This is a genomic window from Psychrobacter sp. ANT206, assembly GCF_056880555.1.
In genome coordinates, this window is sequence record NZ_CP096271.1 from 628,981 (window position 1) to 653,240 (window position 24,260).

Genomic DNA, 24,260 nt, shown 5'->3' on the forward strand with positions numbered 1-24,260 from the left:
TAAGGTTAAAATACGGCTTTATTAAGTAGTATAGCGTAAAGTAAATATAAGTTTATGGGCAAGGCGTTAACGTGAGTATAAAATCGTTAACAATAGCCAGTCGTGTAATGAGTTTTGATGACAATAATAAAAAATCTTACATTGTAGGTTTTAGCTAAGATACGGCGCAGATAGTGAGTAAAGCTTGTAGCAAGGTTTTAGCATCAGATGGTAAGGTATCTGGTTTAGTGATATATGCTTGAACTTGTTGATAAACATCTTGAGCAAAAGTACTACCACTGGTATCAAAATCTGCAAATAGATTGTCTTGTGATACTTGAAAAGGTCGTCCACAAGCTAATGTAAACAAACACTCTATAGCTTGCGGCTTAACCTCAACACGTTCGAATGCCTGCTGCTGAGCCGCTGAGCGTCCGTCAGGTGCATACCAGTAGCCAAAGTCAGGTAGTTGTCTACGTCGTTCACCTGCCATACAAAAATGGCTTATTTCATGCAATGCACTAGCAAAAAATCCATGAGCAAACTCAATTCTTGCGGGTTGATTGCTCTGGGCAGGAAAGTATTCGGGCTCGCCAGTGCTACGAACCAAGATAACCTGTTTGCTGATAAATAAATGATTAAATAGATCAATAAGCCAATCAGTCAGTGCTTGCTCAATACCTTCAAACGATAATTCATTTTGTAAATTAAGATCGGTTAAACTGTTTTGAATAAATTCGCATACTTTGATAGGCTCAATGATCTCTTTAGCAGAATGAATCAAATAGTTATTAGCCAAATATTGCCACTGTAATGACAGTTTTTTTAATGAGGCATCTGCCTCAAGATTGATACTATGTTCAGTAGGATTTGTTTTCTGACTTTGCAATTCATTCAAACGGTGTAATAAATTTTTGGCATCAATAGTAGATAATAAATTGGAAAAATCAGGAGAAACGGTAGGCGATATCATAAATAAAACTTTAATCAAGTAAAGGATGATAGAGCAGGATGTCCCATCTCTTTAGGTAAACAATGACAAGGAAATTGCCAAAAAATATTAACATACTAGCGCTAGCGCAACAGGGCGCTTTCCGTTAGTATGGCAGGCAATATTATACACCGTTTTTGATCAATGAGGCCGCGTATGTCAAGCACCCAAGATAACAAGCCGTCAGCGCTTCATGCTAGTAAAGTACAAGTGCCTACGTCAACCAGCATGCCTGATAACATCTCTTTAAATAAGTGGGAAGACACTGGCTTTGAATGGGCAGGTGAAGAAGCTCCCCACTCTTTTGAGCGTCTTGCGACTATTTTAGCTAGCGAGCATGAACAATCAAATATTGTGCTAAATACCACTCTGTATCGTCGTAACAATGTACTGCATTTGGCTTTCACATTGACTGGTGAAGTCTGGCTGACTTGCCAGCGCTGTCTGCAACCGATTGCTATTGATTTGAGTGATGAGTATGATATTGCGCTTCTTGATAATGAAAGCCAAATACGCCTAGTTAATGAAGAGCAAGATTATTTATTGTTAGACGAAATTGTCACTGAGCAATCGCCAGAGCGACTATTACCATTCAAAAAATTGGTAGAAGATGAAATTTTGCTCAAAACGCCAATGGCGCCAAAGCATGATGACTGTGAAATGAGTGTTGAGCAGTTTGGTGAAATACCTGAAGAAGAAGAAACCGAAAATCCTTTTGCTGCTTTAGCATCTTTGAAAGGTAACTTATAACGCTATAAACGGCATTTATAAAAGATATGTTCTATTATATTTTTGCCCACTTTATGCAGAAGAGTGAAAAGCAGGGCTTTATTAATCCGTTAAACATGCGTATAATGTCCCGTTTATTGCATTCTAGCAATCTGCCATTGGCAGAGAGAAGCTAACCTTGCAGACTAACTATAGATTTTAGACGTAATCAACACTTTAATACGTGGCAATCTATTTAACTAATGATGCGTAAGACTTAGGTTGTTGTGATTATATAGCCTCTGTCAGTGTCGATTAAAGCTGAATTTCAAGCTTATCCCTTTTAAGTATAGGAGCTATATCATGGCCGTTCAAAAAAGTCGTAAAAGTCGTTCACGTCGTGACATGCGCCGTTCACATCATCGTATGGAAATCGCTGAAATAAGCGTTGATGCTACTACTGGTGAAAAACATCGTCGTCATCACATGACCAAAGATGGTTTTTATCGTGGTCGTCAGTTGTTTAAAGTAAGTCAAGACGCTTAATTTATTGTTATTTGATGGCTGCTAAAGATGATGATGGTTTTTATGACTGTCGATGTTCTTTATCAGACTATTATTCAGCAATTGGTTTGAGCTAATGAAAGCCAAGTTATTTCGCTATCATATATTATGTGGCTAGATAACTTGGCTTTTTGCTATGGGTTTTTTAGTAATAGTATTAATTATTAATTATTAATTATTAGTTTTTAGTACTGTTTATTGACTGTTAGCTGTTGACGGCTGTTTTAACGCATCAGTTATGAAGAATTAGCTATCTAGTATAAGTCACATCAAAGGATTTATCTAAGCGAGACAAACAATTAACTTTTTAGCAGCTTTGTTAATTACCGATGTCAGTGTATAGTTTCATAAGAGTATGCTGTCTTAAAGGACTAGTGACAGTAACGGCTCTATAAAATTAATATCCTATTATAGTCTTTAACTCTACGATTAGCCCCATTTACGCTAGGGGTGTTTCCAATCAAATAAGGAATATTGGTTATGGGCTCTGTACCCGATATGATAAAAAAACAACCAACCCGTATTGCAATACTGTTTCCTGGGCAAGGCTCACAAGTAGTCGGTATGACAAGCGAGCTTGCTGATACCTATCCTGAAATTCTTGAAACCTTTACTGAAGCAAGTGTGGCCTTAGGCGAAGATTTGTGGGCAATCTGTCAAGATGAAGAAAAACTTAATCAAACGCACTATACACAGCCTGCGTTATTGACCGCTAGTATCGCTATTTGGCGCATCTTACAACAAAAAATAAAGGATAAGCCTTGTTACCTAGCTGGTCATTCCCTTGGCGAATATAGCGCCCTTTGCGCAGCTAACGTGCTGTCACTTGCTGATGCCGTGAAACTGGTACATAAGCGTGGTCAATTGATGCAAGACGCTGTAGTGGGTATTGATACGGCTATGGCAGCAGTACTAGGTTTGGAAGATCACCGAGTCGAAAATTTGTGTGAGCAAGCAACCGAGCATGTAGATGATGCGATTGTTGGTGCAGCAAATTTTAATAGCCCAGGGCAAGTGGTGGTTTCTGGTAATGCTGCAGGCGTTAATGCCGTCATTGATAAAGTGCAAAATACTGGCAAAAAAGCCATTCCATTAAAGGTAAGTGTGCCGTCACACTGCGCTTTGATGGAGCCGGCTAGTAAAGCGTTGGCAGCAGAGCTTGCCGCGATTAAGTTTGATCAAGCAACGATTCCTGTGATTCAAAACCGTCATGCACGTGTTGAAACCAGTGCGGCAGGTATTAAAGAGGCATTAACCGAACAATTAAGTCAGCCAGTACTATGGTCAAAAACCATGCAAGAGCTGGCAGATAAACAAATTAATATTTTAATTGAGTGTGGTAGTGGTAACGTCTTGAGTAATTTGGCGAAGCGTCAAGCGCATCCAATTATGAGCTATCCGACTGACAAGCCCGCTCGTCTAGATAAATTGCTGGAGGTATTATCATGAGCCGTACGATCACATTAGTCACAGGCGCAAGCCGCGGTATCGGCAAAGCCGTCGCCAAACGCTTTGCTAAGGAAGGACATTTTGTCATTGGGACAGCCACCACTGAAAAAGGGGCTGCACAGATTGATGACTATCTAAATGATAGTGGCGGTATTGGTCGTGTTTTAGATGTACGCGATACTGCGCAGATTGACAAGCTATTTGAAGAGATAGAAAGCGTTTATGGTGCTGTTCAAGTATTGGTAAATAATGCTGGTATCACTCAAGATGGCTTATTGATGCGTATGAAAGATGAAGATTGGGACAATGTGATAGATACCAATCTAACTTCTGTTTATCGTATGAGCAAACGTGCTATCCGCGGCATGATGAAAGCACGCCGTGGTCGTATTATCAATATTACCTCTGTGGTTGCTCAAATGGGCAATGCCGGTCAATCTAACTATGCGGCGACTAAAGCTGGCGTAGAGGGTTTTAGCCGTACGCTCGCGCGCGAAATTGGTTCACGTCAAGTAACCATTAACTGCGTCGCGCCAGGTTTGATTGAAACAGATATGACTGATGAGCTTGATGAGCGTTTATTGAACTCCATGTTAGATGCTGTACCTATCAGCCGTTTGGGTCAACCAGAAGATATCGCTGCTGCTGTACTGTTTTTAGCCAGTGACGAAGCCAGTTATATCACAGGTGCTGTTTTGCCGGTCAATGGCGGCATGTATATGTAGCAGTTTGCTGTCGGATTTTTCCTACATGCGATAGCAATTAGTGCTGAATCCCAAGTGTTACATACTTATAATAAAAAACTGTGTGAACGAGTGTAAACTATAATAAAGGGTGCTATAATGTCGAATACTTTTAAGTCAAAGCCATGTATGATAGCAAGGCTTTACTAGATATTAGTACAGAATGTATAACTTGTTATAGTACACTCAGATGGCTATATGGATCTGAAAATCCCATTTATATACAATGCTATAGTGGCTAACCACGTGATTATAGTAGTTTGTCAAAATAATAGATCAAAAAGGAGAAATCTACATGAGTAATGATACCGAGCAAAGAGTTAAAGCTGCCGTAGCTGAGCAACTAGGTATGAATGTTGAAGACATCAACAATGATGCTTCATTTATGGAAGACTTAGGCGCTGATTCACTGGATTTAGTTGAGTTGGTTATGTCATTTGAAAGCGATTTTGGCATCACAATTCCTGACGAAGATTCAGCAGAATTAACGACTGTTCAAAAAGCAATCGACTACGTACAAGCACAGCTATAATTAGCGACTTGCTCAATAGGTTCGATATGACCGCTTATCTTAATAGATAGGCGGTTTTTTTATGTTTGTCATTTCTCTTTATTATTACACTTATAACAACTGATTTAATATTAGCGTTAACATTAGCTACGCCAAATCAACATTACTCAACATACTCTTACTGTTTATCGTTCATGCCTTTGCTTATACTCATAATGGTAAGCAAAAAAGGGTGATAACTGATATGCGTTATCATCGAAATAACAATGATGCACAATAATTAATAATATTTTAAGGAGCAGTTATATGGGTATGTTCAGTTTTGCAAAAGACATTGGTGATAAAATCTTTAATCGTGATGACGCCAAGCATGACGCTAAAGTAGAAACCAAAGCAGACGCTAATACACCAGTACAGAGTACTGAGCCTTCAGCGCAATCAGTAGCCAATATTTTACTTCGTCGTATTCAGCAGCAAAATCTAAATATTAGTGATTTAAAGATTAAGTATAATGGGTCAACCGATACTGCAGAAATTAGCGGTAAAGCTAAGACTCAAGCTGATCGCGAAAAAGCTATTATTGCCATCGGTAATGTACAAAACGTGGCTAAAGTCATTGATAATATCGATATTGAAGAGCAGTCACCTGAGTCGACTATGTACACTGTAAAATCTGGTGATAGCTTATCTAAAATTGCAAAAGATGTTTATGGTTCAACTGGTGATTATATGAAGATATTTGAAGCCAATAAGCCGATGTTGTCTGACCCAGACAAGATTTATCCTGGTCAAGTACTACGTATTCCTAAATAGTTATCATTTTTTAAGTCGTTATAAGTATCGAAACACTCATAGTATTTTGGATACTTAGAATATGGCTGTATAAAGACACCTCAAAATATGAGGTGTTTTTTTATGTATAAAATATAGAGTTAAAAATTAGGCTTCTAATTATTAATAAGTAAGATATCCAATTTATGACGCTGTTCAGCGATCGCCCAATCTATATGTTCGTCAAGCATAGTGTTATGTAGCCCCAGTTTTGCTTGTAATGCTTCGATGATTTCTTGATTACCAGTGGCATTGCCAAGACCGATAGCGATATTACGCAGAAAATTCACATAACCGGTGCGTCTAAGTGGGCTACCTTCGGTCTTTTTCATAAACTCTGCTTCTTGCCATTGCCACAATTCCAGCAAACTGCTGCTATCAAGGCGATGCCTTGGCGCAAAATCCTCTACGGGCGTCAGATTGGCATAACGGTTCCATGGGCAAATCAGCTGACAATCATCACAGCCAAAGATACGATTACCAATAGCGCGGCGGTATTTTTCATCGATAATACCGTCATGTTCAATCGTAAGATAAGAGATGCAAGCTGACGCATTAAGCTCATAAGGGGCGACAATGGCTTGAGTGGGACAGATATCAATACAGGCGCTGCAACTGCCGCAATGCTCTTTAACTGGCTCATCGTCAGGTAGTTCAAGGCTCATAAACAGCTCTCCGAGCACAAAGAACGAGCCGGCTTGTTTGTTTATGAGTAATGTATGCTTGCCAGTCCAGCCAAGACCCGCAGCATCAGCAATCGGTCGCTCAAAGATAGGAGCTGAGTCACTAAAAGGTCTAAAAATAAAATCTGTGTCAGCGCCAATATCTAGATGTCGCCATTCAGGAAGCATCGCCTCGATTTTTAACGCCAGCTGCTTAAGGCGACTGCGCATGGTTTTATGATAGTCGCGCCCTCTTGCATAGCGAGCAATGATACCTTGGTTAGGATAATTATTGTCAGTCACAGTACGTGGTGTTGGGGTTTGAGTGAGATAATCCATACGCACACTAATAATGGTTTTTGCGCCTTCTACCAGTTGCTCAGGGTGTGCACGCAGATGATGATTGCTGTGCATAAACTGTAATTGTGCTTCATAGCCTTTGGCCAACCACTGCTTTAACTGTTCAGTCTGCTTAACAAACAAAGGGTGATGTACCGATAAAAAGCCGCAATCTGCAAACCCTAACGATTGCGCTGTCTCTTTAATCCAGTGTTTAATATCTGCTGTAGTAGTAAAATCATGCGTATTATTGATAGCAATCTTTTTAGCAGTGACGCTAGTAGGTAATGATGGCATCTGCGTTTGAGAGTTTGTTTGAGATTTATTGCTCATATCTGACGATCAATGATAATGTGAATATGGATATGATAAGCCAGTGAGCGAAGAGCGCAAGTATCAAAGTGAATAAATCCATATAAATATAGATTTATATAGATTAAACCTAATTAATTGACCTTAAAGTCAATAGCAGCAAATACATACATCAATTTTGGTTTGTACTGATAATAAGTCAGAAGCTTAGCCAAATCTTATAAGAATAATCGAGGGTTAGTCATGCCAACGTCAAATGAATTGTCATCGAAAACTACCATGCCTATCGCTCTATATAGCAGCAAGCAGCTCTATGCGATGGAACAAGCATGGTTTGCACAAGGCAATAACAGCTTTGCTCTAATGCAACAAGCGGCTTGGCAAATGGTGAAGCATATTGAGATACTTTATGAAGAAAAATGTTTGAATGAGCAATTAGCAAAGCAGGGCATTGCCTCTCGTCCTGTTAATCGTCCGTGCCGTGTCAGTGTTTGGGTCGGAAAAGGTAATAATGGTGGCGATGGGTGGCTTGTTGCGTATTATTTACAGCAGAGAGGCTGGCAAGTACAAATCATTACGGTTGGCTTTGAGAAACAAGATTTTGTTATAAAAGATAATATAGAAAGTTTTAATGAAGATAGTAAAAATCCAATTGCTGATGCGACAAAGGCGTTACAGCTGGCACTATCTGCTGATTGTAAATATCGATGTTTCGAAAATATCGATGATAGAAGCATGAGCGCTTTGCCGGCGGATGTTTATATCGATGCGATATTTGGTATTGGATTCAATCGTGCAGCGAGCGATATTTATCAGCAAGCAATTTGCGCTTTTAACGAAGTAACAGAGCATTTTAAAGCAGTGGTCATCGCGGTTGATATCCCAAGTGGCTTGGTTGCCTCTACTGGTCAGGTATTTGAGCGTGTTGCGATAGCCGCAGATGTGACCTTATGTCTGATCGCACGTAAATTTGGTCTGCATACCAAAGACGGGCTCGATTATAGCGGCGCCGTGATTGATATACCGCTGATACCCCATCTAGCAAATGATAACGCGCTTATTCCTATCGCCACCCTTATTAATTTGCCTTATCGATTAAAGCCACGCAGACAAAACAGCCATAAAGGCAGCTATGGGCATGTATTAATCATTGGCGGCAATCGTATTGATAACTCACAAGGCATGGGCGGAGCAGCCATATTATCGGCATCGAGCGCGATGGCGACGGGCAGTGGTAAAATAACAGTTGCCTGCCATAAGGCTTACCATGGGGCGTTATTAACCTCGCTAGCAGATGCAATGAGCATGGATTTGCATGATACCAAAGGAGTAAAACGCCTAATTAAAGAGGCCAGTGTGATTGCTATTGGTATGGGTCTGGGGCGTGATGAAAAAGCAAAATTGCTATTTATTGAATATCTGCAGGCTGCGGTAGCAGCAGGTAAGCATATAATCATTGATGCCGATGGTCTCTATCATTTGGCTTCATTGCATCGGGAAAACCATATGCTGATAGCTGAGTTAAAAGCACATAGTAAAAATTATCAAGTGTGTTTAACGCCACATAGTGGGGAAGCTGCTAGATTATTAAATAAAAAGGTAAATGAGATAGAAAATGATAGATTGGCTGCAATAACAGAGTGTGCAGCAATTTATGGCGGTGATTGGGTGTTAAAGGGAGCAGGGTCGTTAATTCTGGAGCAGCAATCAGCGCAACCGCATGTTTATGTGTGCGGTGTGGGCAATGCTGGCATGGCGACCGCTGGTATGGGTGATGTACTTACAGGTGTCATTACTGGACTATGGGCACAGGATGATTTAAAACATGAACTACGCAGTTTGCACCAAGCAGTCATTATCCATGGATTAGCAGGCGATGTTTTAGTCAACCAGACGAGAAATAACGATGATAATTTATTATTGGTGGGGCAGCGAGGTCTGCAAGCTCAAGATATGCCAGCAGCTATCCGTCATGTGATGCATCTCATAACAGATAGCCTTTAACGATTTAATGTCACCTCAGCTAAATGTGTTTAAACACCAAATTGAAGATTAGCCACAATACTGGGTAATGGCTTGTTGAACACGTTCACGCTTAAGCTCAATCTCACGACCATCTAGATATTGACGTTTGCCATTGGCATCCATCTCATAAATACGTCCGCCCACATTTAGATTGGTTAAATTATTGCGTAACGATTGACAACGCTGGGCATTCGCTTGGGCTTCTTGCTCTTTGATGCGTGCTTCTAATTGGGCAACGCGCTGTTCTTCTGCGCTTTGCGGCGCACTTTGATTGGCTTCGGTTTTACCTGCCAGCTGTCCAGCATTGCTCTGTCTACCGTCACTACGAAACTCGATAACTTCGATATTCCTACCATTTTGCGGCGCATATTGGCTGTACTTGACTTCGCCATGTGCGCCAATAGATTTGTATACCTGAATGGCATGAGTGGCGCTCATTGGTAATATGAACATACACGCAGTGCTGACACTGATAAGTAGTTTGGTAGCAGTGCTTATCGTAGACGCTTGTGCCATAGTAACAGCCCTCTTAATGGGTAAAAAATACAGCTATCGTTCAGTTAAGCATAAGGGTTAATAGAATCGATAACAATATAAATACATAATGGCTTGATTCTAGCAAATAATACTTATGAATGTACATTGTTTAATAACCAATAGTTGGGGATAGGGTTTAGAAGTTTTTCTTGACAATAGCTCACAAACCATCGAATATAATAGCAGTTGATTGGTCAGTGAGCGGCTTTTATGATATTGCCGTGGCACTTGAAAATAAGGACTACGGGTTGCTTATCGGTAGCTTGCTTAGCCTTATTATCTTTGTGACAATGATATAAAATAAATAGCGCTTGTAATAATGCTATTCAAATCTATATTTATTGTCTCCGGACTTATCTGTCTACAATGACTAAGATAAACTTATTATTACTGTGTCTCGTAAGATTTTGCTGTTGTAAAAATAGAGTGTCATGTGTGTTTTTAACATCTCCTCATCAAACAGGTTATAAGATTTCGTAATCATATAACATGATATAAGCTATAAAATATAAGCTTTGAGATTTGTTCTATCATTCTGTATCCGTCTATTTGTCATTAGCGCAACCTTGTATGCACTACAAATAATAAGCTTCTTTTATAGATGCACTCGCATCTTGTCACTGTATATCGATAAAACCCTGTCGCAAAGCTGACCTTAAATATATTGCTATGTTTGAGTAATATGCTGTCCTATAACACAGCGTAACTTAGACGTAGCGGGCACATATTCTTGCCACAAAAAAAGGTGACGACAGTGACGCAAACCACGCAAAGTCCGAATATGACTGGACATACCCAAACGGGTCATGCTGCCAAGAATTTCCCTGAAAAGCAGCAACGCCTTGCCGAAGGAAGCAATGAGCCTGTCATGCTATCTGGCGCTGAGATGTTGGTGCAAGCACTAACGGATGAGGGCGTCAAATACATTTTTGGTTATCCAGGCGGTGCGGTCCTTCATATCTATGACGCCTTATTTCAACAAGACAATGTTGAGCATATTCTGGTACGTCATGAACAAGCCGCAGGTCACATGGCAGATGCTTATTCACGAGTAACTGGCAACACGGGTGTGGTGCTAGCGACTTCAGGTCCTGGTGCGACCAATACAGTGACAGCTATTGCCACTGCTTTTATGGATTCTGTACCGATGGTGATCATCGCAGGTCAGGTGCCTAGTAGTCTGATCGGTGAAGATGCTTTCCAAGAAACCGATATGATTGGTGTATCACGCCCAATCGTGAAGCATAGCTTTCAAGTTCGCCATGCTAGCGAAATCCCAATGATTGTCAAAAAAGCCTTTTATATTGCCCAGTCTGGACGTCCGGGTCCTGTTGTCATCGATGTGCCAAAAGACATGACTGCGCCTAGCGAAAAATTTGCTTATGAATATCCAAAAGAGGTATTTATACGCTCATATCAGCCGTCATTAAAAGGTCATAGTGGTCAAATCAAAAAGGCGGTTGAAACCTTACTTGCGGCTAAGCGCCCGATTATCTATTCTGGTGGCGGTGTAGTTTTAGGTAATGCCTATAAAGAATTAACGGCGCTTGCCCATCGTTTAAACCTACCAGTCACCAATACCTTAATGGGTTTGGGTGCTTTTCCTGGCTCTGATGAGCAGTTCTTGGGTATGCTTGGTATGCATGGCACTTATGAAGCCAATATGACCATGCATCATTCTGACGTTATATTGGCAGTTGGGGCACGCTTTGATGATCGTGTGACCAATAACGTCAAAAAATTCTGTCCAAATGCGACGATTATTCATATTGATATTGACCCAACGTCTATCTCAAAAACGATCTTTGCTCATATTCCTATCGTTGGCGATGTGAAATCAGTGCTTACTGACATGATAGACATTATTGGCGAAGATAAAGAGTTAGACCAACCGGCGTTGTTGGATTGGTGGTCACAGATTAATGAGTGGCGCAAGCGTCATGGTTTGCGCTATGACACCAGTACCGATAATGGTATTAAGCCACAAGCGGTCGTTCAAGCTTTAGATAAAGTGACTAATAGTAATGCGATTATCACGAGTGACGTGGGTCAACATCAGATGTTTGCCGCGCTTTACTATACCTATAATGAGCCACGTCAATGGCTGAACTCAGGTGGTCTTGGTACTATGGGTGTTGGCTTGCCGTATGCGATGGCAGCCAAACTTGCTAATCCTGAGCGTGATGTGGTTTGTATTACCGGTGAAGGCTCTATTCAGATGAATATCCAAGAACTGTCTACCTGTTTGCAGTATGATTTGCCAGTTAAAATCCTAAACTTGAATAATGCACAGTTGGGTATGGTAAAACAGTGGCAAGACATGCTATATGAAGGTCGTCACGCACACTCTTACATGAATTCTTTACCAGACTTTGTCAAGCTTGCTGAAAGCTATGGTCACGTCGGTATCAAGATTACTGATCCTGCGACGATGGAAGCACAATTGGCTGAAGCCATGGCAATAAAAGACAGGTTGGTATTTATTGATGTTTACGTCGATCGTAATGAGCATGTATATCCGATGCAAATCGCTGGGCAAACGATGCGTGATATGTGGTTAACAAAAGGGGAGCGTACCTAATGCAACAACAACATCTGATTTCGGTATTGATGGAAAACGAAGCGGGTTCGTTGTCGCGTTTAGTCGGCTTGTTCTCACAACGTGGCTACAATATCGAAACGCTAAACGTCGCGCCTACTGATGATCCAAGTATTTCACGTCTGACAGTAACGACAGTCACGTCACCTGAAAAAATAGAACAAATCACCAAGCAATTGCATAAATTGATCGAAGTGGTTAAAGTGCTTAATCTCTCAGATACCGTACACGTCGAACGTGAGTTGATGCTAATAAAAGTACGTGCGACGGGCGGTGTACGTGAAGAGATCAAACGCAGTGCCGATATTTTTCGTGCACAGATCGTTGACGTCAATGCCAACTTATATACGATTCAAATCGTCGGCGATAAAGCTAAGCTCGATGGTTTTATTGATGTTATTGGTCGCGAACGTATCATGGAAGTAGTGCGTTCAGGCGTCATTGGTATTGCTCGTGGTGACAAAACGCTAAGCCTATAATCAGCGTTTATGATCTTCAAAATATAGTATTTCAAACTTATTTATTCAACATCAACATAGCGCTTATCTCACCAATCACTTCGATAAGGTGACTATAATTTAAGTGTTTATTTATCCATGGTACGCCATGATTTAGGAAAAGGACTCTGTTTATGAACGTTTATTATGATAAAGATTGTGATCTATCAATCGTACAAGGTAAAAAAGTTGCCATTATTGGTTATGGTTCACAAGGTCATGCGCACGCGCTTAACCTACAAGATTCAAACGTCGATGTGACGGTTGGTCTACGTGCTAACTCTGGCTCATGGAAGAAAGCAGAAAATGCTGGCTTAAAAGTTGCTGAAGTAGAAGAGGCGGTAAAAGCGGCTGACATCATCATGATTTTGACGCCTGATGAGTTCCAAAAAGAGCTTTATAACGATGTGATTGAGCCAAACATCAAGCAGGGCGCGACACTGGCCTTTGCTCATGGTTTTGCGATTCATTATAACCAAGTTATACCACGTAGCGATCTTGACGTCATCATGGTGGCACCAAAAGCACCAGGTCATACCGTTCGTTCAGAATTCGCCAAAGGCGGTGGTATCCCAGATCTTATCGCTATCTATCAAGATGCGTCAGGTCAAGCCAAGCAATTAGCACTATCTTATGCTGCTGGTGTTGGTGGTGGACGTTCAGGTATTATCGAAACGACCTTTAAAGATGAAACTGAAACTGACCTATTTGGTGAGCAAGCGGTTCTTTGTGGTGGCGCAGTAGAGCTAGTAAAAATGGGCTTTGAAACCCTAACTGAAGCTGGCTATGCACCAGAAATGGCTTACTTTGAGTGCTTACATGAGCTAAAGCTTATTGTCGACTTGATGTATGAAGGCGGTATCGCTGACATGAACTACTCAATCAGTAACAACGCTGAATATGGCGAATATGTGACTGGTCCTGAAGTGATCAATGAGCAATCACGTGAAGCCATGCGTAATGCGCTAAAACGCATTCAATCTGGCGAATACGCAAAAATGTTCATCAGTGAAGGCGCAACCAACTATCCATCAATGACGGCTCGTCGTCGTAACAATGCAGAGCATCAAATTGAAATCACGGGCGCTAAGCTACGTGGTATGATGCCTTGGATCGGTGGCAATAAAATCATCGATAAAGACAAAAACTAATTTGCTATTGATGAATTAGTAAAGAAATCAGTCTAAAGAAGCCCATGTTATCAGTGATAGCATGGGCTTTTTATTTTTAGTAGGCGGTGTTTTATAAAGTATTTTTATCATCGCCAGTCTGTACTGGTTGAAAATCTGACTTCGCTGCCTAATATAGGCAAGCATTATCATATCTATTAACGGCTTACTCGGTTAAATAGGTATCGCTATTTTTATTCTTGCAATATAAATGCCAAGGATTCTTTTATTCTATAAATTACAGGTTGTCTGTTGTGCAAATATCTTATCCTGATTGGCTAACACCGCAATTCATATACATTACTCTGAGCGCTGTCGTTGCCGTTTTGATTTGGATCGAAGGGGAAATGCTCAAAAAAACCGGCGGCAAACTACCCAACTCTAAGTTCTTTCAAATCAGCTCAATTCTAGATACCTCATGGTTTTTCATCTCAGTAGTGATGCTATATACGATTGATTTGACACCACTAGCCGTTGCTGTACCAGCGGCTTACGGTCTTTATACGACCTTTGGCTGGATCTATGGCGCACGTTTATTGAAGCGTAAAGGCATTCCTGACTCTCCGAAAGACTTGGTCATACCTGCTAAATATATCGCTTATAGTCAGTCATTTTCGCTGATATTTTTTGCGCTATGTTTATTGGTATTGAGCTCACCGTGGTTGCCGATTGCTGTATAGTTTGCTTTTAATAAAGTAGCAAATATAATTCCTATCACTGGGATTTGTCGAAAGCGATATCTAAGTCCATAGTAAATCTCGAAAGGTAAATGGTAAAAAAACATTCTATATCAAAGTATTAAGTCTCAATTAATTAATAGTAATAATTATTTAAAATTGACTTAAATAGGTTACAAAAATCATCAATTTAAGCTGTTGCGCTTAAAAAAAGCTGTTATAATCAGCTTGTACTCAAAGGATTTCGGGTAAAAATATTAAGATCTCTATTAGAGGTTTCAATTATTTCATCCACGCATTCTGCAAGAAAAACTTAGGTATATATCAATTAATCGGTGATGACACACGTCTCGCCAACAGTTAAAGAGTTAGGAAAATTTATGTCAGATAAAGTTGAAGGCACTGTAAAGTGGTTTAATGAAGCTAAAGGTTTTGGTTTTATCGCGCAAGACAACGGCGGACAAGACGTATTCGCTCACTACAGCGCTATCCAAGGCGGTGGTTTCAAAACTCTAGCCGAAGGCCAAAAAGTGTCTTTCATCTTAGGTGATGGCAAGAAAGGCCCACAAGCTGAGCAAATCGAAGCTATCTAATCTCATTTGACATTGAGTAAGCTGTTCTTCAGCGCGCTTAATGAAAGTAAGATTATCAATATGCATTGATGCCTTTGTTTGTTAAAACAATAAAAATACTGTTTAGACTTTAAAAAAGAGCAACCTCTGATCAGGTTGCTTTTTTTATGATCTTTTTTTGATTCAATTCTTATAATAACGAGATAGTATTGGTTTATATTAACGGTTATAAACGACTTAGATAGCTTGTAAAAGTCAGAAAAGAATAAGAATAATGATAAGAAAATGGTGTGACTAGGCGCTTATAAACTGTTTATTGTAGAATGGTGACAAATTTATGACGCATTATTCACGGCGTTGTCTTGACCTTAGGGCTGAGCTCACGCAAGATACATAGGTCTGATAATAACGGTTGGCTTAGCTTTGGCAGATTTTATAGATAGAGAGTGTGATGCCAGTATATTGTTTATGGTCTGATATTTTTTATTACATTATAGATGCTGACGCAGCAATCAACCTTGAGTACTATTTCGAACGACGATTTTAAAGAAATGAACCTTTGGTTCTTAACTGGCAATTTTAATTCATAACATTAATAAACGAGGAACGTATGAAAGCATTAGTAGCGGTCAAGCGTGTCATTGATTACAACGTAAAAGTTCGTGTAAAAGCTGATAATTCTGGCGTAGATTTATCTAACACTAAAATGTCAATCAACCCTTTTGATGAAATTGCAGTAGAAGAAGCGGTTCGTCTTAAAGAAGCGGGTGTGATTGATGAAATCATCGTTGCCTCAATTGGTCCAAAAGAGTCACAAGAGCAGATTCGTGCTGCTTTAGCACTGGGTGCTGATCGTGGCATCTTGGTAGTAACTGATGCAAAACCTTATCCTCTACAAATCGCTAAAATCCTGAAAAATATCGCTGAATCTGAAGCTACCGATATTATTTTACTAGGTAAACAAGCAATTGATGATGATAATAACCAAACGGGTCAAATGCTAGCGGCATTGATGGGTATTGGTCAGGGTACATTTGCATCAGAAGTAAAAGTTGAAGGCGATAAAGTTAATGTAACGCGTGAAATCGATGGTGGTTTGCAAACGGTTGCGCTTGATTTGCCAGCGGTTATTACGACTGATTTACGTTTGAATGAGCCACGTTATGCAAAATTGCCTAACATCATGAAAGCGAAGAAAAAGCAGCTTGATGAAAAAACACCTGCTGATTTTGGTGTTGATATGGCATCTAAGCAAGAAATCATTAAAGTTGTACCACCTGCTGAGCGTAAAGCTGGTATCAAAGTGGGTTCAGTTGATGAGTTGGTCGATAAGCTAAGAAACGAAGCAAAAGTCATTTAATACTTTGCTAATGCCTATCTACTGCAAAGCCATGACGTCCTAAATAAGTTTTATTGAACTTGGACATAATAGGGCTTTGTATACCAACAACCTCATGAATAGATGATACGAATAAATAAAGGACAAAAACAATGGCAATTTTGGTATATGCAGAACACGACAATGCCAGTCTAAAAAAGGCAACTTTGAATACGATCGCTGCCGCTCAGCAAATTGGCGGTGATATTCATGTATTGATCGCTGGTAGTGGTGCGCAAGCAGCAGCTGACGAAGCAGCAAAAGCAGCAGGCGTTAGCAAAGTATTGCTAGCCGACAACGCAGCTTATGAGCATCAATTGGCAGGTAACTTAGCGCTATTGGTCGCTGATATTGCTGGTGAGTACAGTCATATTCTTGCACCTGCTACAACAACTGGTAAAAATTTCTTACCACGCGTTGCCGCATTACTTGATGTGAGCATGTTATCAGAAATCTCTGCTGTGGTAGATGCACAAATGTTTGAGCGTCCTATCTATGCTGGTAATGCGACTGCAACGGTTAAAACGACAGAAGATAAAGTGGTATTAACCGTACGTACGACGGCTTTTGATCCAGTAGCAAGTGAAGGTGGTTCAGCCACTGTTGAAACTCTTGACAATGTGCAAGAGCTTGGCAAATCAAGCTTTGTTAACGAAGAGATGGCTAAATCTGATCGTCCTGAATTGACGTCAGCCAGCATCGTGGTTTCTGGTGGTCGTGCCCTAGCAAATGGTGAAAACTTCACTAAATATATCGAGCCATTGGCTGATAAACTTGGCGCTGCTGTTGGTGCATCACGTGCCGCTGTCGACGCAGGCTATGTACCAAACGATATGCAGGTTGGGCAAACGGGTAAAATCGTTGCACCAGACTTATATATCGCAGCTGGTATTTCAGGTGCTATTCAGCATTTAGCGGGTATGAAAGATTCTAAAGTCATCGTTGCTATCAACAATGACCCAGAATCACCTATTGCTAGCGTTGCCGATTACTTCTTAGAAGCTGATTTATTTGCAGCCTTACCTGAACTGACCAGTAAAATCTAAGTACTTGTTAGTGAAAGTAAAATAAAAAACCCGCTATCATTGATTGCGGGTTTTTTTGTATTCAACTTAAAAATCGTCTTGCTGATTCAGTTAAATGATATTAGCTATAACTTCTTTGACGTAATGTCTCATACAAACATAGTGAGCCTGCAATCGCAACATTGAGGCTTTCTTGCCCATTGGGCTGTGGTAGAGCGATAGGGGTTGCGCACTGCATCAGCTCGTCACAAACCCCTTGACCTTCATGTCCCATAATCCAAGCGATTGGTTTTTTTAAATCATGCTGATAGATGACGGTATCAGTGTGCGAGCTGGTGGCAAATAGAGGGGTTTGCACATGGTCTAAAACCTCTTGTACACTTAATCCCTCATATATATTTAGGGCAAACTGGGCACCCATTCCTGCCCGTAATGTTTTTGGTGACCAAGCTTGCGCAGTAGCGCTGGTGCAAAGTATGTTTTTGATTCCAACAGCTGCTGCGGTGCGCAGTAATGTGCCGACATTACCACTATCTTGAACGTCATTGAGAATCAAGCAGTCATCATGAATCATAGATAGGCTAGGGGTTGGCATCTTAATCACTGCCATAATATCAATCCCGGTACCTAAGCTACGAATACTTTCATAAAGCGCATCCGACAAGGTTAATATAGGCGTATAAGTGGGCAGACGAGTGAGAACTTGCTGCACCTCTGGATGGTGGTGTGCAGACTCTGCTAGCAATATTTGCACAAATGGATAATCACTACGAAGGGCAGCATCAATAAGATGAATACCTTCAATGACAGTTTGTCCATGTTTGTTACGTTGGCGAGCTTGCGTCAATAACGCCTTTACTAGCTTGACCGTTGTATTCTTATCTGAGGTAATAAGCTCGGTGGGATTTGCTACCATAATAGATCGCTTAGAGAAAAAGTATAAAATATAGACAGCGCCTATGAAATGATTATAAATATGGCTTTATAGGCGCTGTCAAAATGTGCTTGTATGTCTTATTTATCAGTATGGTTTAAATGTAACTCTTTGATATAGTCGACTTCATTTTTACTGCCAAGTACTACAGGCACACGTTGATGAATGTCAATCGGCTCTATATCTAAAATGCGATTGACTGCATCCGTTGCCCCGCCACTAGCACGTTCAATTAATAAACTCATGGGATTGGCTTCATACATGAGACGTAATTTGCCTGCTTTATTGGCGTATTTGGTATCAAATGGATATGTGAATAAGCCACCGCGGCATAGAATGCGATGAACATCACCAACCATGGCGGCAACCCAGCGCGTATTAAAATCGCGACCACGTATGCCTGTCTCGCCAGCGATAAGCTCATCGATATATTGCTGCATTGGCGCGCGCCAATAACGGTAGTTTGAGGCATTGATAGCATATTCGCTAGTATCGGCATCGATGGTGACATTTTCTTCTATCAATACATAGTCATTGGTATCTGGATCTAGGCTAAACATGACTACATTATCTGTGATGGTCAGCGCAAGAACGGTAGAGGTGCCATATAGTAAGTAACCGGCTGCTAGCTGCTGATTACCCGCTTGTAAAAAGTCGCTATTTTTACTAACTTGACCTTGACGCTGGTACGGTAAAATCGAGAATATGGTGCCGACAGCCATATTGATGTCGATATTAGACGAGCCATCGAGTGGGTCAAACAATACCAATAAACTGCCATCAATATTGGCAGGAGTAGCGTCATCAAGCTCTTCTGAAGCAACACCAGCACAATGGCTGTTTTGTGCCAATGCATCTAACAATAAATCGTTGGCCAATACATCTAACTTCTTCTGGTCTTCACCTTGCACATTTTGATTACCCGCTTCACCAAGGATGTCTGCTAAAGCGCCTTTTCTTAAGAGCTGTGAGATGGTCTTGCCGACGTCAGTGACGGTAGTAATAACGTCATTGAGGGCAGGAGTGGTGGCGTTAGTGTTCAAATACTGTGCTAAGGTTGTCATAGTGTTTCCTAATGAATAATTCTGATAAAGAATGGTACAAGCTAAGTATGGAATGCGTGTTTAAGAATTGATTACGTTATATTGATATGAGAGATATTGTTAAATACTGACTAAGGCGTCTTTGTCCTGACCTGAAAATCAGCTACACTAACACTATTATTATTCAATTATGGTTTAAGAGGCTGTCTTTTGATACGGTTGCCAAATGATGTGCTGCTATTCTCTAAAATGAGAGCCACATCTATTTTAATATTGCTTATATCATTGCGGTAAATTGTAGCAAATAAGCAGCAAAATGTCCTTGTCTGTATGCATGTCTGCCGTATTATCGAGCCAAAACCGTTAAAAAAACGAATGATAACTTATTATAAAATCATACAAACCCTTAATGAAGACGTGTCCTTATGTCAAATTCTATCGATAGCCAATCACTACCTACCGTCTCGCCGACAGACTACGCAAGATTTGATCCTGATACGATTCATGAAAAACTTGATGCGTCATTGAGTCGTCCGCAGCTCAATACTGATGGTAGTATTCGTCATTTTTTAGGTATCGAAGGTCTTAATAAAGCCCAGCTGCAGGCGATTATCTCTAAAGCTGAGTCATTTTTTGATGATAAGGGACAGCTGATTAACCGTCCTGAGCTTGAAGGCTATACGGTGATGAATCTGTTTTTTGAGCCATCGACGCGCACGCGTACCACGTTTGAGGTAGCAGAAAAACGTTTAGGTGCTAATGTATTAAATATCGATATCGAACGCTCTAGTACTAAGAAGGGAGAGAGCTTACGCGATACGTTATGGAATCTGCAAGCGATGACGGCAGATATCTTTGTGGTACGTCATTCAGCATCAGGTGCGGCACATTTTATGGCGACTGAAGTGACGCCAGATATTGCCATTATCAATGGTGGTGATGGCTGGCATGCGCATCCAACGCAAGGCATGCTTGATATGCTGACTATTCACCGTGAGGCGCCGCGTCCTTTTGAAGAGCTGTCGGTTGCAATCGTTGGCGATATCAAACACTCGCGAGTAGCACGCTCTGACATCAGTGCGCTACAAACATTGGGTGTAAAAGACATTCGCGTCTGCGCACCTCGTACGTTATTACCAAAAGGGATTGAGCGTTTTGGTGTGCAAGTATATGAGAATATGAATGAATGCGTGACGGACTGTGATGTCATTATGGGCTTGAGAATTCAAAATGAGCGTATTGGCTCACCGCTCCTCGCCTCATCGAGTGAATACTATAAGCACTATGGTATTACTCCTGAGCGCGTGGCACTGGCGAAGCCTGATGCTCTAGTTATGCACCCAGGACCGATGAACCGCGGTGTTGAGATTGCCTCAAGCGTTGCCGATGGGGCACAATCTGTGATTTTAAAACAGGTTAATAACGGCATTGCTATTCGTATGGCGGTACTGTCACTGGCGATGGAAGGTCAGCGCGCGCATCAAGCGGCTGGTCATTAATATTTAGCTCGCCTGTTTTATTCTTATTTATCCCATTTTATTGATACGGTAATAACGCTCATGGTTCACATTACGAATTCAGATGTTCATATGCACGACTTACTTCCAAAAGTATTTAAAGAATCACTGTCACAAATCGCCACTGCTCAGTTAGCAAAGCTGACGAGCGAGCGCGAGACATGGATATTACCACCGTTAGTGGATTTGTGCGCCCGCTTACGTGAGCCGGGTCAACAGCAGCATGGCACGTTAGAGTCAGAAGGGCGTGCGGCCCGTGCCAATGGTTTTTTGCATGTGGTGATTCCCCCTGATACCAATCCTATTTTAGAGAACGGCTCATTGTTAAAAGGCTTACGTGAGCGTGCGCTCGATGATGGCGGCATCTATTTGCATATCTTGGGCGCGTTGACTGCTGGCTTAGAAGGTGAGCGCCCTTCCAATATTGCAGGACTTAAAAAAGGCGGCTGTATTGCGGTCTCCAATGCTCGTAGACCCTTTCAAAACGACTTAGTGCTCTTACGTACACTCGAGTATGCGGCGACTTTTGGCATGAAAGTATTCTTTTATCCTGATGAACCAAGCCTATCTGGTGATGGCGTGGCGCATGAAGGTTATATCGCTTCTTATCATGGTCTGCAGGGTATTCCTTGGATTGCAGAAACCGTCGCTTTATCAACGCAGTTACTTATGGTGGAAGAAACGGGCATAGCTGCTCACTTTAGCCAATTATCTTGTAAGTCGTCAATTGAGCTGATGCGCTGGGCAAAAGATAAAGGTTTACCAGTTACTTGTGATGTGGCAATGCATCAGTTGTATTTAACCGATGATAATCTGGAAGGCTTTAATGCTCAAGCATATGTATTACCCCCTTTGCGTAGTAATACCGATCAGCAAGCGATTCGCCGTGGTCTAAAAGATGGCACAATTGATGCAATTTGTAGTCATCATGAGCCATTAAACAGTACCGCGAAAAAAGCCCCATTTGCGGAAAGTACGCCCGGTATCTCAAATTTTGATACCTTTATGGCGCTGGCGTGCCAGCTGGTAAAAGATGAGGTGTTAACACTTGAGCAGCTAGTCGATAAAATATGCTTAAATCCTGCAAAAATTGCGGGTATCAGCGAGCAATATGAGACTATCGGTGGCGCAGTACTGGTCGATCCCAATCTTGAATGGCAGGTGACTAGCGAATCCATGCTGTCAAACGGCAAAAATACGCCATTCTTTAACCAAACACTGCAAGGGCGCGTTGTGGAGACTTTCTTTGGCTAATTTGCCTAGGCAGGATGATAGTCTAGAGTCTTCGTTAGAAGGCAATTCATCAAAAGATAACCATCCGTCTTCAGACCCACGACACAATGAGCCTCGCACGACGTCAAGCGAATCTATCAAAGCAGTAGCAATCTATGAAGTCGTAAAGGGTATTGGCGCACTACTAGGTGCATTGGCTTTATGGTCGTGGCATACCGACCTTGAGCATTGGCTCATTACGGCGACGGCTTCTTGGCAACAAGTATTTGGTCAGTTATTAGCGCCGCAAGTTGACAGTGCGGTACGTATTGCACAGATGGCAAGCAAAAACTGGTCGATATTCTTATTATTGATTTTTGCTTATGCCAGTTTGCGTTTTGTCGAGGCGTATGGCTTATGGCAAGATAAAACATGGGCTTACTGGTTTGGGGTACTGGGTTATGGAATATTTATTCCTATTGAACTCTACTATCTGATTGTGAGTCCGTTTGATTGGTTCAAACTTGCCATATTGGTGTCGAATATTATTATTGTGATTGTGGTTTATCGTAATATGAAACGAAAGGGTTTAATCTAATCAGGTTTCCTTAGGCTCAAATGACAATTTAGAAAGCCAGTTTAAGATATTTATCTTAAACTGGCTTTTTTATAAATAACGCAATCTAAGATTTATATATTGGCTGTTTTTTCATCAGTACGAATGCTTTTGGCGACCTTGCCTACACTTAAACCTTGTACCAGTATAGAGAATATAACGACTGCATAAGTTAGGGCCAGTAGTATATCGCGTTCAGATCCTGTTGGGAGTTGTAATACTAAAGCAACTGAAATACCACCTCGTAGTCCACCCCATGTTAGCACCTTCCAAGCCCCTGCTGGCAAGTCAAGTTGTCGATGAAAGGTTTTGGTGGTCATGCCGACTACAATAAATCGAGCAAGTAAGGCAATCACAATCGTTAAAGCGCCAGCGATAAATAAATTGGCTGAATAAGCAATCATCACCACTTCAAGACCGATTAATACAAATAAAATTGCGTTCAAAATCTCATCGATCAATTCCCAAAACAAATCAACATAATGGCGCGTCTTATCACTCATCGCTAGTGCTCGTCCGCGATTACCAAGCATCAGCCCCATCATTACCATTGCTAGTGGTCCCGATAAATGCCAATGACTGGCCAGCGCATATCCGCCTATGACACCGGCAAGGGTCAGTAGAACCTCTTCTTGATAGCTATCGATGCTTTTGAGCATGTAATATAAAATCGCGCCAAGTACTAAGCCAAAAATAATACCGCCACCAGCCTCGACTGCCAAGGTGTGCACCACATAATTGGCGGTTGGGATATCACCGCTCGATAAAATACCGAGCAGCAGTACAAAAATGACGACGCCGATACCATCGTTAAATAGCGATTCGCCCGCGATGACCGTCTCTATGCTTTTTGGGGCGCCAGCAGAGGCTAAAATACCCATCACTGCAATAGGGTCGGTTGGAGATATCAAAGCGCCAAACAGTAAGCACCATAAAAAAGACAGCTCGAAACCAAACAGCGGCAACATTAGATATAGAGCACCTGCAATCAGCAGCGCTGATACTAAGGTACCTATGAAAGCTAGAATACCAATAGGCAGCTTATAACGTTTTAGATCACCAATATTGACGTGCAAAGCGGCAGCAAATAAAAGCATAGAAAGCATGCCATCAAGTAAGACTTCAGTGAAATCAAGCTGGCCTAATAAACTGACTTCATAATCAATAAGCTGATCAAACCCTAAAAACCCTAAAAATATCGCCCCGATCGACAATAATATCGAGATAACCATTACACCGATAGTTGTGGGTAGGCCAATAAATCGATGGTTAACGTAAGTTAATAGGGCAGTGATAGATAAAAATATCGCGCTAATTTCGAGTATGGTCAGGCTGCTCGTAGGGTCCATAAAAAAGTCTCAAGTGGGTAA

23 protein-coding genes are annotated in these 24,260 nt (G+C 41.2%); 17 read left to right on the forward strand and 6 right to left on the reverse strand.

Annotated features, from left to right (window positions below; genetic code table 11):
- Nucleotides 1-154 precede the first annotated feature (154 nt).
- Nucleotides 155-952 carry an elongation factor P hydroxylase gene (locus M0221_RS02710; RefSeq protein WP_483284277.1) on the reverse strand — a complete coding sequence of 266 codons (798 nt, stop codon included), beginning with the start codon at nt 950-952 and terminating at the stop codon, nt 155-157.
- 174 nt (nt 953-1,126) lie between these two features.
- On the opposite strand from M0221_RS02710, the gene M0221_RS02715 reads away from it, so the two are divergent.
- From M0221_RS02715 to lysM, 6 genes are all read left to right on the forward strand, one after another.
- A complete protein-coding gene (locus tag M0221_RS02715) occupies nt 1,127-1,720 on the forward strand; it encodes a YceD family protein (RefSeq protein ID WP_133105428.1) in 594 nt (197 codons plus the stop codon).
- Nucleotides 1,721-2,041: 321 nt separating this feature from the next.
- Nucleotides 2,042-2,224 (forward strand): 50S ribosomal protein L32, encoded by a 183-nt coding sequence (gene rpmF / locus M0221_RS02720; protein ID WP_011512869.1) that lies wholly within the window; start codon nt 2,042-2,044, stop codon nt 2,222-2,224.
- A 498-nt stretch (nt 2,225-2,722) separates the two neighbouring features.
- A complete protein-coding gene (fabD, locus tag M0221_RS02725) occupies nt 2,723-3,691 on the forward strand; it encodes an ACP S-malonyltransferase (RefSeq protein WP_020442817.1) in 969 nt (322 codons plus the stop codon).
- The gene (gene fabG / locus M0221_RS02730; protein WP_226939375.1) at nt 3,682-4,416 is read left to right on the forward strand and encodes a 3-oxoacyl-ACP reductase FabG; all 735 of its coding nucleotides are present in this window, start codon (nt 3,682-3,684) and stop codon (nt 4,414-4,416) included. Before fabD ends, fabG begins: the two co-directional genes overlap by 10 nt.
- 313 nt (nt 4,417-4,729) lie before the next feature.
- Nucleotides 4,730-4,966: an acyl carrier protein gene (acpP, locus tag M0221_RS02735; protein ID WP_011279816.1), complete on the forward strand. Its 237-nt coding sequence runs from the start codon at nt 4,730-4,732 to the stop codon at nt 4,964-4,966.
- Between the two features lie 285 nt (nt 4,967-5,251).
- Nucleotides 5,252-5,758, forward strand: a complete 507-nt coding sequence (gene lysM / locus M0221_RS02740) for a peptidoglycan-binding protein LysM (protein WP_011512872.1) — start codon at nt 5,252-5,254, stop codon at nt 5,756-5,758.
- A gap of 134 nt (nt 5,759-5,892) precedes the next feature.
- Here lysM and queG read toward each other — a convergent pair whose 3' ends face one another.
- Nucleotides 5,893-7,110 (reverse strand): tRNA epoxyqueuosine(34) reductase QueG, encoded by a 1,218-nt coding sequence (queG, locus tag M0221_RS02745; protein WP_201530690.1) that lies wholly within the window; start codon nt 7,108-7,110, stop codon nt 5,893-5,895.
- Between the two features lie 222 nt (nt 7,111-7,332).
- Here queG and M0221_RS02750 point away from each other — a divergent pair, with 222 nt between their 5' ends.
- On the forward strand, nt 7,333-9,093 hold the full coding sequence (locus tag M0221_RS02750) for an NAD(P)H-hydrate dehydratase (RefSeq protein WP_483284278.1): 1,761 nt from the start codon (nt 7,333-7,335) through the stop codon (nt 9,091-9,093).
- A gap of 48 nt (nt 9,094-9,141) precedes the next feature.
- Here M0221_RS02750 and M0221_RS02755 read toward each other — a convergent pair whose 3' ends face one another.
- Complete coding sequence (locus tag M0221_RS02755; RefSeq protein WP_483284279.1) at nt 9,142-9,630, reverse strand: DUF4124 domain-containing protein; 489 nt, start codon at nt 9,628-9,630, stop codon at nt 9,142-9,144.
- 889 nt (nt 9,631-10,519) lie between these two features.
- Between M0221_RS02755 and M0221_RS02760 the strand changes: the two genes are divergently transcribed.
- From M0221_RS02760 to M0221_RS02790, 7 genes are all read left to right on the forward strand, one after another.
- Nucleotides 10,520-12,232 (forward strand): acetolactate synthase 3 large subunit, encoded by a 1,713-nt coding sequence (locus tag M0221_RS02760; protein WP_011512876.1) that lies wholly within the window; start codon nt 10,520-10,522, stop codon nt 12,230-12,232.
- On the forward strand, nt 12,232-12,729 hold the full coding sequence (gene ilvN / locus M0221_RS02765) for an acetolactate synthase small subunit (RefSeq protein ID WP_020442822.1): 498 nt from the start codon (nt 12,232-12,234) through the stop codon (nt 12,727-12,729). Before M0221_RS02760 ends, ilvN begins: the two co-directional genes overlap by 1 nt.
- A gap of 152 nt (nt 12,730-12,881) precedes the next feature.
- Entirely contained in the window at nt 12,882-13,898 is a 1,017-nt protein-coding gene (gene ilvC, locus M0221_RS02770; protein WP_011512878.1) for a ketol-acid reductoisomerase, read from the forward strand.
- 272 nt (nt 13,899-14,170) lie between these two features.
- Nucleotides 14,171-14,596 carry a hypothetical protein gene (locus tag M0221_RS02775; RefSeq protein ID WP_133105423.1) on the forward strand — a complete coding sequence of 142 codons (426 nt, stop codon included), beginning with the start codon at nt 14,171-14,173 and terminating at the stop codon, nt 14,594-14,596.
- A 377-nt stretch (nt 14,597-14,973) separates the two neighbouring features.
- The gene (locus M0221_RS02780) at nt 14,974-15,186 is read left to right on the forward strand and encodes a cold-shock protein (protein WP_010196799.1); all 213 of its coding nucleotides are present in this window, start codon (nt 14,974-14,976) and stop codon (nt 15,184-15,186) included.
- Between the two features lie 589 nt (nt 15,187-15,775).
- A complete protein-coding gene (locus tag M0221_RS02785) occupies nt 15,776-16,525 on the forward strand; it encodes an electron transfer flavoprotein subunit beta/FixA family protein (protein ID WP_011512880.1) in 750 nt (249 codons plus the stop codon).
- 131 nt (nt 16,526-16,656) lie between these two features.
- The gene (locus tag M0221_RS02790) at nt 16,657-17,589 is read left to right on the forward strand and encodes an electron transfer flavoprotein subunit alpha/FixB family protein (protein WP_483284280.1); all 933 of its coding nucleotides are present in this window, start codon (nt 16,657-16,659) and stop codon (nt 17,587-17,589) included.
- A 100-nt stretch (nt 17,590-17,689) separates the two neighbouring features.
- On the opposite strand, the gene M0221_RS02795 is transcribed toward M0221_RS02790, so the two are convergent.
- Both M0221_RS02795 and M0221_RS02800 read right to left on the reverse strand, forming a co-directional pair.
- Nucleotides 17,690-18,484, reverse strand: a complete 795-nt coding sequence (locus M0221_RS02795) for a TrmH family RNA methyltransferase (protein ID WP_149409893.1) — start codon at nt 18,482-18,484, stop codon at nt 17,690-17,692.
- A gap of 98 nt (nt 18,485-18,582) precedes the next feature.
- On the reverse strand, nt 18,583-19,566 hold the full coding sequence (locus M0221_RS02800) for a class 1 fructose-bisphosphatase (RefSeq protein ID WP_483284281.1): 984 nt from the start codon (nt 19,564-19,566) through the stop codon (nt 18,583-18,585).
- Nucleotides 19,567-19,970: 404 nt separating this feature from the next.
- Here M0221_RS02800 and M0221_RS02805 point away from each other — a divergent pair, with 404 nt between their 5' ends.
- The 3 genes from M0221_RS02805 to M0221_RS02815 all read left to right on the forward strand — a co-directional run bounded on the left by M0221_RS02805 (nt 19,971) and on the right by M0221_RS02815 (nt 22,872).
- Nucleotides 19,971-21,044 (forward strand): aspartate carbamoyltransferase catalytic subunit, encoded by a 1,074-nt coding sequence (locus tag M0221_RS02805; protein WP_483284282.1) that lies wholly within the window; start codon nt 19,971-19,973, stop codon nt 21,042-21,044.
- A gap of 90 nt (nt 21,045-21,134) precedes the next feature.
- On the forward strand, nt 21,135-22,316 hold the full coding sequence (locus M0221_RS02810) for a dihydroorotase (protein WP_011512885.1): 1,182 nt from the start codon (nt 21,135-21,137) through the stop codon (nt 22,314-22,316).
- Nucleotides 22,309-22,872: a DUF2127 domain-containing protein gene (locus M0221_RS02815; protein WP_483284283.1), complete on the forward strand. Its 564-nt coding sequence runs from the start codon at nt 22,309-22,311 to the stop codon at nt 22,870-22,872. The genes M0221_RS02810 and M0221_RS02815 overlap by 8 nt, the downstream gene beginning before the upstream one ends.
- A gap of 92 nt (nt 22,873-22,964) precedes the next feature.
- On the opposite strand, the gene M0221_RS02820 is transcribed toward M0221_RS02815, so the two are convergent.
- Entirely contained in the window at nt 22,965-24,239 is a 1,275-nt protein-coding gene (locus tag M0221_RS02820) for a cation:proton antiporter (RefSeq protein ID WP_149409888.1), read from the reverse strand.
- Between the last annotated feature and the right edge of the window lie 21 nt (nt 24,240-24,260).